The sequence below is a fragment of the Pseudomonas sp. AC172 genome, assembly GCF_979258595.1.
Window position 1 is genome coordinate 4,414,359 of record NZ_OZ409868.1, and the last position, 16,379, is coordinate 4,430,737.

Below are 16,379 nucleotides of genomic sequence, written 5' to 3' on the forward strand. Positions count from 1 at the left end.
CGCGAGCAAGCTCGCTCCCACAGTTTCTTGTGTTGTCAGCTCAACGGCGGCTCTGCTGCCACGCTGCCGCCAGTCCGCTGCAACAGATCACCGCAATGCCGATCACCGTCAGCAGACTCGGCGTGTGATTGAACAGCAACCAACCCAACAACCCGGCAAACACGATCTGGCAATAACCGAACGGCGCCAGCAGCGCCGGGGCGGCATGGCGGAATGCCTGCGTCAGAAACAGATGTGCGGTCATCCCGCAACTGCCCAGCGCCAGCATCAGCCCGGCATGGGTCAAGGTTGGCACCTGCCAGAAGAACGGCACCAGCGCACTCATCACCAGCGTGTTGCACAGCCCGGCAAAAAAGTTGCTGGTAGTCGGACTGTCGACTTGCGCAAGCTTGCGGGTCAGCAGTTGATAGAAGCAGAAAAACAGCGCCGAACAGAATGGCAGTAACACTGCCGGTGTGAATAACTCACCGCCGGGATGGACGATGATCAGCACGCCGATGAAGCCGCAGATCACCGCAATCCATTGGCCACGGGTCACTCGCTCCTTGAGCAGCGGCACTGATAATGCGGTCACCAGCACTGGCGCAAGAAAGTTGACCGCCGTGGCTTCTGCCAGCGGGATGTAAAGCAGCGCCGTGGTGAAAAACAGGCTCGTACCGAGCAGGCAAAGTGCTCGGGTCAACTGCCATAAAGGCTTCTTCGTGCGCAGGACGCGCAACCCGGATTGCGGCAGAAAAATCCCCGCCATCAGCAGTGTGTGCACCAGATAACGCGCCCAGACCACCATCACGATCGGATAGAAGCCGGACAGGTATTTCGACAGCGCGTCGTGGCTGGAGAACAGGAAGGTTGCCACGACAATCAGCAAGATCCCCTTGAAGGGTTGGTTGACACCGGAGAGCGGGGTGCTGACGGTCATTGGATTTCCTTGTGTTGCCATAAAAAATCAAAAGCGTCGCGGGCAGTCTCGCCTCCCCCTGCGGGAGTGGGCTGGCCCGCGATAGGTGCGCAGCACCGCTTAAAGCCGCGCCAACAACGCTCGAGTTTTATCAATCGCCATCTGCGCCCGCTGCAATCCGCTCACGCCTTGCTCCAGCAATTTCACCGTGGGAATTTCCAGACTCAGTGGAATATTAGTCGGCAGCGCTTTCAACAACCCGAGCAGATCGCAATCACCCTCGCCGGGAAACCGCCGCTCGTTGCGCGCCTGACGCAAGATCTCGGCCATGTCTGACGGTCTCGGCCCCGCCACATCACATAATTGTGCATAGCGCAGGCGCGACACCGGCACTTCAGCCAGATACTCCAGGCGTGACGCCGAACGATCAAAGTGAAAGGCATCGATCAGCACCGCAGCGTTTTCCCGATCAGCGTTCTCGACAATTCGCAGCGCTTGTTCGAGGTTGCGCGCATCGGTCCAGGGCATGAACTCCAGATGCGGGTGCAACCCGTAAGGCTTGGCCAGATCGCAAAGCGCCGAAAAGTTATCGGTCAGCCGCTGCTCGTCAGGATCGTTACCGGCGACGAGTAATTCCGTAGCGCCAAATTCCGCTCCCACTGTCAGAAGTTTCTCGAAATCGGCGACGATGGTTTGTGGCTTCAGACGCAGGATTTCCACGTCGAGCACACGGATGCCGGTATCGCGTAACCGCGCCAACGTCTGACGGCGCAAATCACCATCGGCCACCAACGGGAAGTGATACTCCTCAGGTGTCGCTGGTTCCAGACGCAAGCCGACATGGCTGTAACCGGCGCGCGCGGCTACTTCGACCATGTGCGGCGGCGACAACTCCAGCACGGTCAGGCTGGCCAGGGAAAGGGTTCTTTCGCTCACGTTCAAGCCTCGATCAATGCAGGGGCGCAGGCATGGCCGGTGACGGCGGCCTCACGAATGGCTTCAATCAGCGCAAGAGTGCGGGCGGCATCGGCAGCACTCACCAGAGGCTCGACTTCACGCCGCGCCACACGTACGAAATGCTGTAACTGCAAGCGTAAAGCGTCGTCACCGCTGTAGGACTCTTCGATCATCAACAAGGGTTCATGCCAACCAGCGTCGACCTGATCAGCGGCATAGTGCCAACGCTTGAGCTGCGGAATGCTCAAGGCGCCCGCAGTCCCGGCCAGCAGATAGCACGGCTGATCGGCCTGACGCGGATACACCGGGTTTTCGCCGGAATCCAGCTCCCAACTCCACGGCGCAGCCACTGCGTCGGACCCGCTCAGGGTTCCCAAGGTGCCACCTTCGAATTGCAGCAACACCGCCGCGCTGTCTTCATTGGCAAAACCGCGCACGGTGTTGTCGGTGATTGCTTGCACCGAGCGCACCTCACCGCACAGATGGCGTAGCAGATCGAGGTCGTGAATCAGATTGGTCAGCAACATCCCGGCGCCCGGTTCGCGGCGCCATGGGATCTCGAAATAACTGTCCGGCTTGCGCAACTGGAACAGTGCGGTCACCGTGGTCAGCCGCCCGAGCGCCCCGCTCTGCACCAACGCATGAGCGCGAACGATCAGCGGATTGTGACGCCGATGATGGCCGACCAGCACCGGCACCCCGCTGCTTTCGACTGCAGCGACCAGCGCACGCACTTCATCCAGATGCACGCCGACCGGTTTCTCCAACAACACCGGCACACCCGCCGCCAGACAATCGAGCGCTGTGCTGACGTGTTGATTATTCGGATTGGCGACGATGACCGCGTCTGGCCGGATGAGCTCAAGCATCTGACGATGATCGGCGAAATACCTGACGCCCCATTCAGCCGCAAGCGCTGCGGCATGCGGCCCGGGATCAGCCAGCGCGCACAGCGTCGCTTCGTTGAGGGTTTGCAGATGCCGATAATGTTGCTGGCCCATGTTGCCGGCGCCGATCAGGGCGATTCGAAGGGGCGAATTCAAGGTGGGGTCCTCTTGTGATTGTTCTCGGAATAACACTCCGCAAACAATTTAGAACCGAGTTCCAGAATCAAAAACCCATCCTTCCCAAAACCGTGCGAACACCGCACAACTTTCCTGAGCAACCCAAAATCAAATGTGGGAGCGAGCCTGCTCGCGAATGCGCTACGTAATGAAATAAAAAATGACTGACACACCGCTTTCGCGAGCAGGCTCGCTCCCTCAGTGGGCCTATGTGAACTCGAGTCAGATAAACAGTTCGGAGGCCAGGCTTGCTGCTGATAACTCTTCGGTGAATGTCAGCAACAGCGGCGCCAGTTCATGCAACCGCGCCCCTGGCATCCGCGCACTCGGCCCGGCAATGCTGAGCACGCCAATCACCCGCCCATCTGTAGGATGTCTCACCACCGCAGCAATCGCCGACGTTCCCACCGCCGAACTCTCCTCGACACAGGCATAGCCCTGTTCCCGCGCCAGACGCAGTCGCTCGAGCAATTCGATATTCGAGCGCGGCGCATTCGGCCCCACACCCACCGGCACCTCCGCCGCCTGGCGCTCGACCATCGACAGCGCTTCGGCATCGCTCATGCACGCCAGCCACGCATGGCCGGACGCGGTGTAGAACAGCGGCGCATCGCGGCCCATGTCCGGGTCATAACGCAGACCGGTGCGCGCGCCTTGTGCCTTGGCGATCCAGGTCTGGCGCTCACCGTCGGTCACCCCGAGACGCACCAGTTCGCCGGTTTCCTGTGCCAGTCGATCGAGTACCGGCTGGACGATATCGGCACCGCTGCTCGACAAATACTGAAAGCCCATCGCGACGAGTTTGGTCGACAGGTGATAACGCAAGGTTTCCGCGTTCTGGCGCACATAGCCCAGGCGAATCAGCTCGGCGAGCAAGCGGTGCGTCGCGCTTTTCGGAATATCCAGTTGCTCGGCCAGGGTCTGCATCGGCAGCCCGCGCGGATCACTGGTAAGGCTTTCCAGCACACTGAAAACCCGTTCGATTTGACTGCCGGCCATGGGGACATCCAAAGGAAATTTTGCCGATTCTAGAAGACATCAGCGGCAAAGCGAAATCTGGAACCGGTTGTTCGATAACCGCCCGTTATGTTGAATCAAGGCTTGTCGAGCTACGCCAGCACTGGTTATTTTCTGGAATCAAATTCCAAAAAAATTCATCGCTGGAGCGCTGTTTGATGTCTGCCGAACTCCCTGATATCGACTGCGACGTATTGGTCGTCGGCTCCGGTGCCGCCGGTTTGTCGGCCGCCGTGACTGCCGCGTGGCATGGTTTGAAAGTCATCGTTGTCGAGAAAGATCCAGTGTTCGGTGGCGCCACCGCATGGTCCGGTGGTTGGGCTTGGGTGCCGTGCAATCCTCTGGCCCGTCGGGCCGGCATCGTCGAAGACATCGAACAACCGCGCACCTATTTGCGCCATGAACTGGGCGAGCACTTCAACCCGGCGATGATCGACGCCTTCCTTGAAGCGGGGCCGCGCATGGTCGCGTTTTTCGAGCAGCACACCGCGCTGCAATTTGCCGACGGCAACGCCATTGCCGACATTCATGGCGACACACCGGGGGCCGGCACCGGGGGCCGCTCGGTTATCGCGGCACCGTACGATGGACGCAAGGTCGGACGTTTGCTCAAGCGCCTTCGTACCACCATGCGCGAAACGTCCTTCATGGGCATGCCGATCATGGCCGGGGCGGATCTGTCGGCGTTCCTCAATCTGACGCGGTCGCTGAAAGCGGCATGGCATGTGACCTGGCGCTTTACTCGGCATCTGCTTGATCTCGCCGTGCGTGGCCGGGCGATGCAACTGGTCAACGGCGTGGCGCTGGTGGCACGGCTGGCGAAGTCCGCCGAAGACCTTGGCGTTCTGCTCTGGGAATCGGCGCCTGTGACGGAACTGCTGCGTGACGGTTCACGCGTTTCGGGCGCCGTGATCAACACTCACAAAGGCCCGGTCCGCCTTCATGCGCGCAAAGCCGTGGTACTCGCCGCGGGTGGTTTCGCCAATGACATCGAGCGACGCAAAACCTTGTTCCCGCGTACGCCCACCGGTCACGAGCATTGGGCGCTGCCGCCGCTGGCCGTCAATGGCGATGGCTTGCGCCTGGGCGAAAGCGTCGGTGCACGGGTCAATACCGATGTGGCTTCGCCCGTGGCGTGGGCGCCGGTGTCGCAAGTGCAACATTCCGACGGCAGCACCGGCCACTTCCCACACATCATTGAGCGCGGCAAACCCGGGATCATCGGGGTTCTGCGCAACGGCCAACGTTTTGTCAACGAAGCCAACGGTTATTACGACTACGTCAGCGCCATGGTCGCTGCTGCGCCGGAAGGTGAAGAAGTCGCCTCCTGGCTGATCTGCACGCGCGCCTTTCAACGGCGTTATGGACTGGGCATATCGCGGCCATTTCCGCTGCCAGTGTCAGAATTTATCCGCAGCGGTTATCTGAAAACCGGTAACACCGTTGAGGAATTGGCCCTCGCCTGCGGCATCGACCCGAGCGGCTTGCGCCAGACTGTGGATAACTACAACCGCCATGCCCGTCACGGCGAAGACCCGTTATTCGGTCGCGGCGCAACACCCTACAACCGCAAACAGGGTGATCCGGCGAACCTTCCCAACCCCTGCGTTGCCCCAATAGACACCGGTCCGTTCTATGCCGTGAAAGTCCAGCAGGGCTGCTTCGGCACCTTCGCCGGCCTCAAGGTCACCCCCCACGCGCAAGTGCTGGACGCCCACGAACTGCCCATCCCCGGCCTTTACGCAGCGGGAGGCGACATGGCCAGCATCATGGGCGGCCACTACCCGGCGGGCGGTATCAACATCGGCCCCGCGCTGACTTTCGGTTACATCGCCGCCCGGCACATTGCCGGCAGGACTGCTTTCGAACAGGAGATCGACCATGCAGCACATCGTTAATACCCAAGGTTTGAACATGCCGAAACTCGGCCTCGGCACCTGGCCGATGCTGGGCGACGAATGCACCCGCGCCGTGGAGCAAGCACTGGAACTGGGTTATCGACACATCGACACGGCAGCGGCCTACAACAACGAGGACGCCGTCGGACACGCTCTGGCGAATACACCGACACCGCGCGAGCAGATTCACGTCACCACCAAGGTCTGGTGGGATCAGCTGCAACCCGACGCGATGCGCCACTCCATGGACCGCAGCCTCACAGCCTTGCGCAGTGACTATGTCGACCTGTTCATGATTCATTGGCCGACCACCGACCGGGATTTGCCAAGCACCCTCGCCACGTTGGCCTCCTTCAAGGAGCAAGGCCTGGCGCGCAACATCGGCGTGGCGAATTTTCCTCTGCCGTTGCTGCGTAAAGTCGTCGAGGAATACGGCATCGCTCTGTCAGCGATTCAGGTCGAGTACCACGTCCTCCTCGGCCAAAACGCCCTGCTCGACTACGCCCGCCACCACGACATGGCACTGACGGCCTACACCCCGCTGGCGCGCAACAAGGTCTCGGACATCCCGCAGATCCAACAGATCGCGCAAAAGCACGGTGTGCTGCCAACCCAGGTCGCATTGAAATGGTTGCTCGATCAACCCAACGTCGCAGCCATTCCCAAGGCCAGCAGCCGGGCCAATCAACGGGCCAATCTCGAATCGCTGCAGGTTGAACTCGACGATGAAGACCGCGCACTGATCGCCGCACTGCCGAAAAATCAGCGCCAGGTCAGCCCGGATTTCGCACCGCAGTGGGATGCCTTTGATCGCTAATCAACCACCGGCTCAAAGAAACCCGCCACGGGATTGAATTCGCGGGACTTCCAATCGTCAATAACAGGCCCGACCTCGTCAGCACGAGGCCGGGCCTGTTTGCGTGTGGTCAATAGACGGACGACCGGACTGGCGCCACACTCACACAACAGCAACACTCATCACCACCCGATACAAACAGAGGATTCCCACATGCTATGGAAAAAAGGCCGACGCAGTGACAACGTCGTCGATGCCCGTGGTGATGATGCCGGCGGTGGCGGCATGCGCTTCGGCGGCGGTAAAGGCCTAAGCCTTGGGGCAATTCTGCTGATCGTCGGTATCGGCTGGATCACCGGGCAGGATCCGCTGCAGATCCTCGGTCAGCTCGCCGGGCAATCCACACAACAATCGGCGCCGACCTCGCAAACCCGTCAGGCCCCGCCGGCCAACGATGAACAGGCCGAATTCGTCCGCTCGATCCTCGGCGATACCGAAGACACCTGGGGCGCGATTTTCCAGCAGGCTGGCCGCCAATATAAAGATCCGACCCTGGTGTTGTTCAGCAATCGGGTCAATTCCGCCTGCGGTCTGGCGACCTCGGCCACCGGCCCGTTTTACTGCCCGGCGGATCAGAAGGTCTACCTGGACATGGCGTTCTTTCAGGAAATGTCGCAACGCTTCAAAGCGGCCGGCGACTTCGCTCAGGCCTACGTGATCGCGCACGAAGTCGGACACCATGTGCAGACGCTACTCGGCGTCTCGGCAAAAATTCAGACAGCTCGCCAGCAAGGTCGACAAATGGAAGGCGACGGCGGCTTGCTGGTGCGTCAGGAATTGCAGGCCGACTGCCTCGCCGGCGTCTGGGCCTACAGCGCACAGAAGCGCTTGAACTGGCTGGAACCGGGCGACATCGAAGAAGCCTTGAACGCAGCCAACGCCATCGGTGATGATCGCCTGCAACAACAGGGTCAGGGCCGTGTGGTCCCGGACTCGTTTACCCACGGTACGTCGGCGCAAAGGGTGCGCTGGTTCAAAACCGGATTCGCACAGGGCCAGGTCGGCCAGTGCGACACCTTCGCGGCGAAAAACCTGTAAATGCATAAATGGCTTTTGGCGTTACTGATTGTTGGCAGCACCGCGCAAGCGGCCGGTGTCGATGCAATCAGCCCCGGTCGTTTGCAACTCAAGGCCGGGGAAATGGCGGTGGGCATTGGTCCTGCGCCGGAGAAGATCGAGCGCGTGCTGATCGTCATTCATGGCCGTTTGCGCAACTCGGAAACCTATCGCAAAAGCGCCGAGAGCGCCGCCGAACTGGCAGGACAAAGCGCTCACACGCTGGTGATTGCGCCGCAGTTCCTCAATGAAAGCGATGTGGCCTTATATTCGCTGCCGCCGACACTGCTGCGCTGGCAAGGCAACGAATGGATGGGCGGCGGCTTATCCACCGGGCCGAATCCGTTGAGTTCCTATGCCGCGCTTGATGAGATCGTTGGACGGATCAGCGACCGCAAACAGTTTCCGGACGTGAAGCAGATCGTGATCTTCGGCCACTCCGGCGGCGGCCAAGTGGTGCAGCGCTATGCCCTGCTCGCCAAGGATCAGCCTGCGCTGAAAGCCAACGGCATCCGTTTGCGTTATGTGGTGGCGAATCCGTCGTCGTATGCCTATTTCAATGAACAACGGCCGGTGGCCTTCGATCACGCCAAGTGCGCGGGCTTCAATCGCTGGAAGTACGGTCTGTCAGACATGCCGGTCTATGCCGGTGGGCAAACGCCATTGCAGCTTGAGAGCAGTTACATCAAACGCGAGGTGATTTATCTGCTTGGGCAGCAGGACGTCGATCCCAAGCATCCTGCGTTGGACAAGCGCTGTGAAGCCGAGGCGCAAGGCGCGTATCGCCTGGAGCGTGGGAAGTTGTACTTCGGCTATTTGCTGCGCCGGCATCCGGAGGGCGTAAATCAGCGGCTGGTGGAAGTGCCGGGGGTCGGGCATAACGGCGATGGGATGTTGACCTCGCCGGAGGGGCAGAAGGCGTTGTTCGAGTAATAAGCTCTCTGGTGGACCTTATGCCCTCTTCGCGAGCAAGCTCGCTCCCACAGGCGAATGTGTTCCAAATGTGGGAGCGAGCTTGCTCGCGAAGAGGCCAGCTCAGGCACCGGAGATTTCAGGTCAGAAGCATCCGCCGCAACTCGACACAATCCTTCGCATGCCAATCGGTCAGCTCCGGCCATGGGTTATCCGGCAAATTCACCAACACCGTCTGCGCCCCCGCCGCTCGCCCGCAATCCAGATCAAAGCGGTAATCACCGACCATCACCATCTCGCTCGCCGGCACTTCCCAGGCCTCAGCCAGTTTCAGCAAACCACCCGGATGCGGTTTCGGCGGTGCTTCATCTCGGCCCAACACATCGTCCACCGCAAAGCAGTCGGCCAGGCCAATCGCTTGCAGCGTCACATGCGCCAATTCCCGTGCATTGCGGGTGAGGATGCCGAGGCGATAGCCGCGCGCATGCAGATCGCGCACCAGTTCCACCGCCCCGGTGGCCGGGGTCGAACCCAGCGCCAGATCGCGCTCATGCTCAAGCAACCAGGCATGTTTCGCTGCGGCTTCATCTGCGGGTAACGCCGCGAGATGGGTCAGAATGTCGTCCTCCGGGGGAATCGCCAGCGCCACGCGAATCGCCGCAAAGTCATGCACAGCGACGGTCAGCGTACCGTCCATGTCGAACACCCAGTGCTTCACCTCTTTCAGGCTCATGCCCAATCCTTGCGATGACGGATCAAGCCTTCCTGCGTCACCGAGGCGACCAGTTGACCGGCGCGGTTGTACACGCTGCCACGGGAGAAGCCACGGGAATTGCCGGCCCACGGACTGTCCATTGCGTAGAGCAACCAGTCATCGGCGCGCAGATCGTTGTGGAACCAGAGCGCGTGATCGAGGCTGGCGACCTGCATGTCTTTCTGCCAGACCGACTTGCCGTGGGGCAGCATCGAGGTCGTCAGCAAACCGAAGTCCGAAGCGTAGGCCAGCAGGTATTTGTGCAGCGCCGGGATATCGGCCAAAGCGCCGTCGGCGCGGAACCATACGTATTTCACCGGATCCGCCGGTTGTGGGTTGTACGGGTCTTTTTCAGTGACCGGGCGCACTTCGATCGGCTTCGGGCACAGCAGTTTTTCACGCATGTGCTCGGGGATCAGGTGCGCGCGTTGCTGGGTCAACTCCAGCTCCGAAGGCAGGTTTTCCGGGCCAACCACCACAGGCATCTGGCTTTGGTGCTCGAAGCCGGCTTCGTCGTACTGGAACGAAGCGCTGCACGTGAAAATCGGGTGGCCCTTCTGGATCGCCGTGACGCGGCGAGTGCTGAAGCTGCCGCCATCACGCACGCGATCAACCGAATAGACCACCGGCAACTTGGCGTCGCCCGGACGCAGGAAATAGCCGTGCATCGAATGCACATGGCGCGCCTCTTCAACCGTCTGACTGGCCGCCGACAGCGACTGGCCGAGCACCTGACCACCGAACAACTGACGGAAACCCAAGTCCTGGCTGCGGCCACGGAAGAGGTTTTCTTCAATCGGTTCCAGGGTCAGCAAGTCGACCAGATCTTCCAACACTTGGCTCATTCAGACTCTCCTCACACAAAGCAATGCCGCGCAGTCTTGGCTGCGGCGGCCGATTCAGATTCTGGCGCGGGCCAATGATATGGCGGCCATTGTAAACGTCCGTGTCGGCTTATCCATGCAAGGTTTGCAGCCATTGTTCGCGGGTGATGCGGTAGAGCACATGCCGGCGCAATGGATGATCGACGGCAAGCTTGGGGTGATCGAAATCATCTTCCGGGGCGTGATGCATGCCAATCGCCTGCATGACTTTCTCCGACGGCAGATTGGATTGCGCGGTGAAGGAGACGATTTCCTTTAGCGTCAATCGATCAAAGCCGCAACGCAGGGCGGTCCACGCCGCCTCACTGGCGTAGCCCAGCCCCCAATGTTCCTTGGCCAGGCGCCAGCCGATTTCCACTGCCGGAGTGAACGGCGCATCAAAGCCGACCACGCCGAGTCCGGTGAAACCGATGAACTCCCCGCTGTCCTTGCGCTCCAGCGCCCACAAGCCGAAACCGTGCTCAGCAAAATGCCCGCGCACGCGGCCGATCATCGACGCACTCTCCAATCGGCTCAACGCTGCCGGAAAGTAACGCATCACCTGAGGATCGGCGCACATCGCGGCAAATGCCGGCAAATCCTCGTCCTGCCACTGACGCATCAGCAGGCGTGCGCTTTCGAGTTCCAGTATCGGCTCCATCGTGCCCCTCCGTTTCCATGCCGCAAGTCTACATCGCTGGTAGGATCCTTCACTCTTTCCTACGTTCCTACACGAAATCGCCATGCCACTGCCGTTGATCTACCACGAAGACTACAGCCCGGAGTTTCCGGCGGATCACCGCTTCCCGATGGACAAGTTTCGTTTGCTGCGCGATCACCTGGTCGACAGCGGTTTGACCCGCGACGCCGACCTGTTGCGGCCCGAGATCTGCCCCAACGACATCCTCGCCCTCGCCCATGACCGTGCGTATATCGAACGCTACATGAGCGGCGAGTTGTCCCGCGAAGACCAGCGGCGTCTCGGCCTGCCATGGAACGAAGCCCTGGCGCGGCGCACGGTGCGCGCGGTCGGCGGTTCGATTCTGGCGGCGGAAAAAGCCCTGGAGCATGGACTGGCCTGTCACTTGGCGGGCGGCACTCATCACGCGCATTACGATTACCCGGCCGGGTTTTGTATTTTCAATGACCTGGCGATCATCAGCCATTACCTGCTGCAGAGCGGCCGGGTGAATCGCGTGCTGATCTTCGATTGCGATGTGCATCAGGGTGACGGCACCGCGCGAATCCTGCATGACACGCCGGAGGCGATTACCGTGTCCCTGCACTGCGAGAAGAATTTTCCTGCACGCAAAGCGCAAAGTGACTGGGACATTCCGCTGCCCAAAGGCATGGGCGATGGCGATTATTTGAAGGTGGTCGATGACACACTCAATTACCTGCTGCCGCTGTATCAACCGGATCTGGTGCTGTACGACGCCGGGGTCGATGTACACAAGGACGACGCCCTTGGTTATCTACAGCTCACCGACGAAGGCGTCGCCGCCCGCGATGAAAGCGTGATGCGCCATTGCCTGGGCCGCGACATTCCGGTGATGGGCGTGATCGGCGGCGGCTACAGCAAGGATCGCCACGCCCTCGCCCGCCGCCACGGCATCCTCCATCACAGCGCGCAGCGGGTCTGGCGTTCACACGGTTGTCATTGAGCTGTGCTGCGTTACCCACAATCGCTGTGGAACTGCCTGTGGATAACCTGAGTGAAAGGGACTACAGGCCATACCTACTGCGGCCTACAGAACACTGGCTATTTTTTAACCAGACACTGAATCCACCATTCCACCCTGTGGGAGCGAGCTTGCTCGCGAAGGCATCGGTACACTCAACAATTAATTGACTGACCCACCGCTTTCGCGAGCAAGCTCGCTCCCACAAGGATCTCCCACATTGGTTTGCGCTGTTAGAATGCGCGCCTTATCCCGCCATACCGCAGCGCATGCCATGACCCAGACTTCCGCCTCCTCTCCCGATCACGTCGCCATCATCGGCGGTGGCCCCGCCGGCCTGATGGCCGCTGAAGTGCTGAGCCAGGCTGGAATTCGCGTCGACCTGTACGACGGCATGCCCTCGGTGGGCCGCAAATTTCTGCTCGCCGGTGTCGGCGGCATGAACATCACCCATTCCGAAGCGTACCCGGCGTTTCTCTCCCGCTACGCCGAACGCGCACCGCAAATTGCCCCGTTGCTGCGCGGTTTCGACGCCGATGCGCTGTGCCAGTGGATTCACGACCTGGGTATCGAAACCTTTGTCGGCAGCTCTGGCCGGGTATTTCCTTCGGACATGAAAGCGGCCCCGCTGCTGCGCGCCTGGCTCAAACGCCTGCGCGACAGCGGCGTAGTTATCCACACCCGCCATCGTTGGCTCGGTTGGAATGAACGGGGCGCGCTGCGCATCGATAGCCCGGAAGGTGAAATCACCATTAAACCCGATGCCACTCTGCTTGCCCTCGGCGGCGGCAGTTGGGCGCGCCTCGGTTCGGATGGCGCGTGGATGCTGCCCCTGGAGCAAAAAGGTGTAGGACTGGCGCCGTTGCAGCCGAGTAATTGCGGCTTCGAGGTGCAGGCCTGGAGCGAATTGATGGTCAGCAAATTCGCCGGTGCACCGCTGAAAAATATCGCCATCGGTTTAAACGACGACGTTCCACGCTTGGGCGAATGCGTGATCACCGCGACCGGAATTGAAGGCAGTCTGATTTATGCGCTGTCGGCGCCGATTCGTGAGGCGATCAATGTGCACGGTGCAGCGACGATTCATATTGATCTGCTTCCCGGCCGGCCTGTGGATAAATTGCAGGCGGCGTTGAGCAAACCGCGCGGTTCGCGTTCGATGGCCAAGCATCTACACAGTCAGGTCGGAATTGATGGAGTGAAAGCGGCGTTGTTGCGTGAGTTGACTGATGCGGCAACCTTCGCCGATCCGGCACTGTTGGCCCGTGCGATCAAGGCGTTGCCACTGACATTGGTGAAAACCCGTCCGCTGGACGAAGCAATCAGCAGTGCCGGGGGCGTGACGTTCGAGGCGATGGATGAACGCTTGATGCTCAAGGCGTTGCCAGGGGTTTTCTGCGCGGGGGAGATGCTGGATTGGGAAGCACCGACGGGCGGGTATTTGCTGACGGGATGTTTTGCCAGCGGGCGGGCGGCGGGGTTGGGGGTCGTGCAGTGGCTCAAATCCGAGGCGTCTGCCTGAACCCTCACCCCAGCCCTCTCCCAGAGGGAGAGGGAGCTGACCGAGGTGTCTGACGTCATCCATCGACCTGAAAGACCGAGTCGATTATGGATTCGGCCAGACGACCGAGGTGTCTGGCGAAGGCCCTGTCGATTATGGATTCACAGCAGCAGGATCAGGTCGGCGTAATTCCCGAATATCCCCCAATCAGTCCCCTCTCCCTCGGGGAGTGTATGTACCGGAGACATGGTGGACGGGTGTTCGGAGACATGGTGGACACTTTTTAATAGACACATTGCTCATCACCGAGGAGATGACCTGTGTCCTGGGAAGAGGTGTCCACCGTGCAGCTTCGTTCAGAATTCGTGCTTTTGGCTCGGCAAGAAGGGGCCAATGTTCGGCAGCTTTGCCGTCGATTCAATATCAGCCCAAGCACTGCCTACAAATGGCTCAGCAGGTTTGAAAATCTCGGTGCGCAAGGGTTGATCGATCAGTCTCGACGACCAAAGACGTCACCCAAACGCTGCGCTGAAGAGGTTGAGCAGCAGATTTTGACCCTGAGTCAGGAGTACGCCGCTTGGGGCGCTCGCAAGCTCAAGCGTGTGTTGGAAGACGACGGCAAAGTGATGCCCTCTGTCAGCACCGTGCATGCGGTTTTACAACGTCATTCGCGGGTTGATCCAAAGGCTGCCGAGGTCAAACCGTTTATCCGGTTCGAGCACGAGGAGCCCAACGATCTTTGGCAGATCGACTTCAAGGGCCATATCAGCCTGAGCCACGGACGTTGCCATCCGCTGACGATACTGGACGATCACTCGCGGTTCTCACTGTGCATCGCTGCGTGCGCCAATGAGCAGCGCCGAACCGTCCAGGAGCAACTAATGCGGGCCTTTCGGCTCTACGGTCTGCCTCTGCGCATGACGATGGACAACGGTTCGCCATGGGGTGACCAGACCGGCGTTTATACCGCGCTGGAGGTCTGGCTGATGAGCCAGGGCATCAAGGTCGGCCACTCCCGACCTTATCACCCGCAAACCCAGGGAAAGCTGGAGCGCTTCCACCGCAGCCTGAAAAGGGAAGTCCTGCAAGGCCATCCCTTCACCGATCTGGACGATGCACAACGGGCGTTTGATATCTGGCGTGAGATTTACAACCAGAAGCGTCCGCATCAAGCGTTGAACATGCAGGTTCCTGCTACTCGCTACAGCAGCAGCCCACGGGAATATCAGGAGCAACCGGCGGCGCCGGAGTACGACGATGGGGATGTGGTCAGGAAGGTTCAGGTAAAAGGAGAGATCTACTGGAGGAACCGTGAATACACAGTCGGAAAGGCTTTTCACGGGAGGTCAGTAGCTATCCGGGAAACGACGGAGGACGGCATCCACGATGTCTACTGGAGTAGACATCGTATCGCCCGGATCGACTTGAACTTGCAGATCGTTACGGCAGGTAAGAAGATCTAAAACCGTCCACCATGTCTCCGAACATGTGTCCACCATGTCTCCGGTACATACAGGGAGAGGGCTAGGGTGAGGGGCTTTTGACCTTAAGGCTTGCGCTTACGAGGCCCAGTGTTGAACACCGGCACCTTGCGCACAGGCTTGACCGAAGGCTCCGGCGCCTGCGTCTCGCCGCTGTCGACCCATTTGCCCAGATTGCGCTTGCCGCCACCACCCGAGGCTTTCGGCTTCTTCGGTTTCTTTGGCTTCTTGATCACCTGACCGCTGGCGTCGGTATCCGGCACGCGGTGCTCAGGTTCGAAATCCGGTTCGTTCTGACGCTTCAAGGTCTGCCGCGTCAGCATCTCGATTGCCGACAACATGTTCACTTCATCCGCGCACACCAGCGAGATCGCCTCACCGGTCGCGCCCGCTCGGCCGGTACGACCAATACGATGAATGTAATCCTCAGCCACGATCGGCAGATCGAAGTTGATCACCAACGGCAGATCTTCGATATCCAGCCCCCGCGCCGCAACGTCAGTCGCGACCAGAATCTGCACTTCACTGAGTTTGAAACGATCCAGCGCACGCTGACGGGTCGCCTGCGGCTTGTCGCCGTGGATACCGTCGGCATTCACACCGAGGCCCTGAAGTTTTTCCACCAGCGCATCCACGCCGTTGCGGGTCTTGGCGAACACCAGCACCTGCTTCCACTTGTTCTTGCGCATCAGGTGCACGAACAGTTCGGCCTTGCGCTTCTTGTCGACCGTGACGATCCACTGTTTGACCGTATTGGCAGCGACATTGCGCGGGCTGACTTCTACGGTCAGCGGATCGTCGAGCATCTGCCCGGCCAGCAGGCGGATGTCATCGGAGAAGGTCGCGGAGAACAGCAGCGTCTGACGTTTCTTCGGCAGCGCACGGTAGATGTTCGACAGTTCTTCGGAGAAGCCCAGATCGAGCATGCGATCGGCTTCGTCGAGCACCAGGGTTTGCAGCTGATTGAATTTCAGCGCCTTCTGGCGGAACAGGTCGAGCAGACGGCCCGGGGTCGCCACCAACAGATCGACACCGCCGCGCAGCTTCATCATTTGCGGATTGATGCTGACGCCGCCGTACACCGCGTACGTGCGCAGCGGCAGGTTTTCGGCGTATTGGCGCACGGCTTCGTGGACTTGTTCGGCCAGCTCGCGGGTCGGCACCAGAATCAATGCGCGCACCGAGTTGGCGGCGACTTTCGGCCCTTCCATGGCCAGCAACTGCAGCAGCGGCAAGGCGAAACCGGCGGTCTTGCCGGTGCCGGTCTGGGCGGCTGCCATCAGGTCGCGACCGGCCAGCACGGCCGGAATGGCTTGCGCCTGAACCGGCGTCGGGGTCTGGTAGCCGAGCTTCTCGAGGGAGCGCAGCAAGGGTTCGATCAGGCCAAGGGTGGCGAAAGTCATGGAAGTACCGTAGGAAAAAATGACGCGGGCATGCAAT

Annotated in this window: 15 protein-coding genes; 7 read left to right on the forward strand and 8 right to left on the reverse strand. The window is 60.3% G+C overall.

The features are described 5' to 3' along the window. Window positions 1-40: 40 nt before the first annotated feature. The 4 genes from ACZ0A4_RS19905 to ACZ0A4_RS19920 form a co-directional block, all read right to left on the reverse strand. Window positions 41-919 carry a DMT family transporter gene (locus ACZ0A4_RS19905; protein WP_116029823.1) on the reverse strand — a complete coding sequence of 293 codons (879 nt, stop codon included), beginning with the start codon at window positions 917-919 and terminating at the stop codon, window positions 41-43. A gap of 99 nt (window positions 920-1,018) precedes the next feature. Then, complete coding sequence (locus ACZ0A4_RS19910) at window positions 1,019-1,834, reverse strand: sugar phosphate isomerase/epimerase family protein (protein ID WP_463576092.1); 816 nt, start codon at window positions 1,832-1,834, stop codon at window positions 1,019-1,021. A 2-nt stretch (window positions 1,835-1,836) separates the two neighbouring features. Then, window positions 1,837-2,898, reverse strand: coding sequence for a Gfo/Idh/MocA family protein (locus tag ACZ0A4_RS19915; protein WP_463576093.1), 1,062 nt, complete (start codon window positions 2,896-2,898; stop codon window positions 1,837-1,839). Window positions 2,899-3,141: 243 nt separating this feature from the next. Then, a complete protein-coding gene (locus ACZ0A4_RS19920; protein ID WP_463576094.1) occupies window positions 3,142-3,918 on the reverse strand; it encodes an IclR family transcriptional regulator in 777 nt (258 codons plus the stop codon). Between the two features lie 176 nt (window positions 3,919-4,094). Here ACZ0A4_RS19920 and ACZ0A4_RS19925 point away from each other — a divergent pair, with 176 nt between their 5' ends. The 4 genes from ACZ0A4_RS19925 to ACZ0A4_RS19940 all read left to right on the forward strand — a co-directional run bounded on the left by ACZ0A4_RS19925 (window position 4,095) and on the right by ACZ0A4_RS19940 (window position 8,679). Next, window positions 4,095-5,834: an FAD-dependent oxidoreductase gene (locus ACZ0A4_RS19925; protein WP_463576096.1), complete on the forward strand. Its 1,740-nt coding sequence runs from the start codon at window positions 4,095-4,097 to the stop codon at window positions 5,832-5,834. Then, window positions 5,818-6,651, forward strand: a complete 834-nt coding sequence (locus ACZ0A4_RS19930) for an aldo/keto reductase (RefSeq protein WP_463576098.1) — start codon at window positions 5,818-5,820, stop codon at window positions 6,649-6,651. Before ACZ0A4_RS19925 ends, ACZ0A4_RS19930 begins: the two co-directional genes overlap by 17 nt. A gap of 192 nt (window positions 6,652-6,843) precedes the next feature. Continuing rightward, window positions 6,844-7,728: a KPN_02809 family neutral zinc metallopeptidase gene (gene ypfJ, locus ACZ0A4_RS19935; RefSeq protein WP_463576099.1), complete on the forward strand. Its 885-nt coding sequence runs from the start codon at window positions 6,844-6,846 to the stop codon at window positions 7,726-7,728. Further along, entirely contained in the window at window positions 7,729-8,679 is a 951-nt protein-coding gene (locus ACZ0A4_RS19940; RefSeq protein ID WP_463576100.1) for an alpha/beta hydrolase family protein, read from the forward strand. Window positions 8,680-8,797: 118 nt separating this feature from the next. Here the strand turns inward: ACZ0A4_RS19940 and ACZ0A4_RS19945 are convergent, their stop codons facing one another. The 3 genes from ACZ0A4_RS19945 to ACZ0A4_RS19955 all read right to left on the reverse strand — a co-directional run bounded on the left by ACZ0A4_RS19945 (window position 8,798) and on the right by ACZ0A4_RS19955 (window position 10,936). Next, the gene (locus ACZ0A4_RS19945; protein ID WP_463576101.1) at window positions 8,798-9,391 is read right to left on the reverse strand and encodes an HAD family hydrolase; all 594 of its coding nucleotides are present in this window, start codon (window positions 9,389-9,391) and stop codon (window positions 8,798-8,800) included. After that, a complete protein-coding gene (gene tesB, locus ACZ0A4_RS19950) occupies window positions 9,388-10,257 on the reverse strand; it encodes an acyl-CoA thioesterase II (protein ID WP_003228466.1) in 870 nt (289 codons plus the stop codon). Before tesB ends, ACZ0A4_RS19945 begins: the two co-directional genes overlap by 4 nt. Before the next feature lie 109 nt (window positions 10,258-10,366). Continuing rightward, complete coding sequence (locus ACZ0A4_RS19955) at window positions 10,367-10,936, reverse strand: GNAT family N-acetyltransferase (RefSeq protein WP_141126457.1); 570 nt, start codon at window positions 10,934-10,936, stop codon at window positions 10,367-10,369. Window positions 10,937-11,018: 82 nt separating this feature from the next. Here ACZ0A4_RS19955 and ACZ0A4_RS19960 point away from each other — a divergent pair, with 82 nt between their 5' ends. The 3 genes from ACZ0A4_RS19960 to ACZ0A4_RS19970 all read left to right on the forward strand — a co-directional run bounded on the left by ACZ0A4_RS19960 (window position 11,019) and on the right by ACZ0A4_RS19970 (window position 14,921). After that, window positions 11,019-11,939 carry a histone deacetylase family protein gene (locus ACZ0A4_RS19960; RefSeq protein WP_212620992.1) on the forward strand — a complete coding sequence of 307 codons (921 nt, stop codon included), beginning with the start codon at window positions 11,019-11,021 and terminating at the stop codon, window positions 11,937-11,939. A 292-nt stretch (window positions 11,940-12,231) separates the two neighbouring features. Next, complete coding sequence (locus ACZ0A4_RS19965; RefSeq protein ID WP_463576104.1) at window positions 12,232-13,479, forward strand: TIGR03862 family flavoprotein; 1,248 nt, start codon at window positions 12,232-12,234, stop codon at window positions 13,477-13,479. Window positions 13,480-13,778: 299 nt separating this feature from the next. Then, window positions 13,779-14,921: an IS481 family transposase gene (locus tag ACZ0A4_RS19970; protein ID WP_463573905.1), complete on the forward strand. Its 1,143-nt coding sequence runs from the start codon at window positions 13,779-13,781 to the stop codon at window positions 14,919-14,921. A gap of 83 nt (window positions 14,922-15,004) precedes the next feature. On the opposite strand, the gene ACZ0A4_RS19975 is transcribed toward ACZ0A4_RS19970, so the two are convergent. Then, window positions 15,005-16,342, reverse strand: coding sequence for a DEAD/DEAH box helicase (locus tag ACZ0A4_RS19975; RefSeq protein WP_007909704.1), 1,338 nt, complete (start codon window positions 16,340-16,342; stop codon window positions 15,005-15,007). Window positions 16,343-16,379: the final 37 nt, after the last annotated feature.

What these genes read in the sequence shown, in the direction of transcription:
- ypfJ (WP_463576099.1), top strand. Translation starts at nt 6,844, where the DNA reads ATGCTATGGAAAAAAGGCCGACGCAGTGACAACGTCGTCGATGCCCGT.
- tesB (WP_003228466.1), bottom strand. Translation starts at nt 10,257, where the DNA reads ATGAGCCAAGTGTTGGAAGATCTGGTCGACTTGCTGACCCTGGAACCG.
- ACZ0A4_RS19975 (WP_007909704.1), bottom strand. Translation starts at nt 16,342, where the DNA reads ATGACTTTCGCCACCCTTGGCCTGATCGAACCCTTGCTGCGCTCCCTC.
- ACZ0A4_RS19905 (WP_116029823.1), bottom strand. Translation starts at nt 919, where the DNA reads ATGACCGTCAGCACCCCGCTCTCCGGTGTCAACCAACCCTTCAAGGGG.
- ACZ0A4_RS19930 (WP_463576098.1), top strand. Translation starts at nt 5,818, where the DNA reads ATGCAGCACATCGTTAATACCCAAGGTTTGAACATGCCGAAACTCGGC.
- ACZ0A4_RS19940 (WP_463576100.1), top strand. Translation starts at nt 7,729, where the DNA reads ATGCATAAATGGCTTTTGGCGTTACTGATTGTTGGCAGCACCGCGCAA.
- ACZ0A4_RS19920 (WP_463576094.1), bottom strand. Translation starts at nt 3,918, where the DNA reads ATGGCCGGCAGTCAAATCGAACGGGTTTTCAGTGTGCTGGAAAGCCTT.
- ACZ0A4_RS19945 (WP_463576101.1), bottom strand. Translation starts at nt 9,391, where the DNA reads ATGAGCCTGAAAGAGGTGAAGCACTGGGTGTTCGACATGGACGGTACG.
- ACZ0A4_RS19925 (WP_463576096.1), top strand. Translation starts at nt 4,095, where the DNA reads ATGTCTGCCGAACTCCCTGATATCGACTGCGACGTATTGGTCGTCGGC.
- ACZ0A4_RS19960 (WP_212620992.1), top strand. Translation starts at nt 11,019, where the DNA reads ATGCCACTGCCGTTGATCTACCACGAAGACTACAGCCCGGAGTTTCCG.
- ACZ0A4_RS19965 (WP_463576104.1), top strand. Translation starts at nt 12,232, where the DNA reads ATGACCCAGACTTCCGCCTCCTCTCCCGATCACGTCGCCATCATCGGC.
- ACZ0A4_RS19955 (WP_141126457.1), bottom strand. Translation starts at nt 10,936, where the DNA reads ATGGAGCCGATACTGGAACTCGAAAGCGCACGCCTGCTGATGCGTCAG.